The following is a 475-nucleotide window of genomic DNA, read 5'->3' on the forward strand; positions in this document are numbered from 1 at the left end:
CCCGCCTGCCACAGAAAGCAAGTTACCGAAAATGATCCCCGGTTTGGTGATTTGGATAAAGTGCTTGAGCGACATCGGGTCTACCTCACTTCGCCATCATGTACGTGTGGATGCTGAACATGATCCACAGCGACAGGCCAACCAGCAGCACGATCACGATGGCCGTGAAGACGAACGCAATCACGTTGTTACGCTGAGCAATGGAACGGTCCAGGTGCAGGAAGTAATACAGGTGAACAATCACCTGGATGACTGCGAACAGCAGGACGATTGCCAGTGTCGTCATCTTCGGCAAGGTCGGGTACATCACCAGGCCGAACGGGATGACGGTCAGGATCACCGACAGGATGAAGCCAATGGCGTACGACTTGGCGCTGCCGTGGCCAGCATCATGGCTGTCATGGGAGTTTGCGTTAGCCATTACAGAGTCCCCATCAGGTAAACAACGGTTATTACGCAGATACACACCACGTCC

General features: G+C 53.9%; 2 protein-coding genes. Both read right to left on the reverse strand.

Annotated features, from left to right (window positions below; translation table 11 throughout):
• A partial coding sequence (locus ACIQVE_RS27815; protein WP_402814802.1) for a hypothetical protein occupies positions 1 to 75 on the reverse strand: 75 nt, incomplete at its 3' end.
• Between the two features lie 10 nt (positions 76 to 85).
• Positions 86 to 421, reverse strand: coding sequence for a cytochrome o ubiquinol oxidase subunit IV (gene cyoD / locus ACIQVE_RS27820; protein WP_402814797.1), 336 nt, complete (start codon positions 419 to 421; stop codon positions 86 to 88).
• Between the last annotated feature and the right edge of the window lie 54 nt (positions 422 to 475).

It is taken from the genome of Pseudomonas sp. NPDC098747 (assembly GCF_044760045.1).
Lineage (GTDB): Bacteria > Pseudomonadota > Gammaproteobacteria > Pseudomonadales > Pseudomonadaceae > Aquipseudomonas.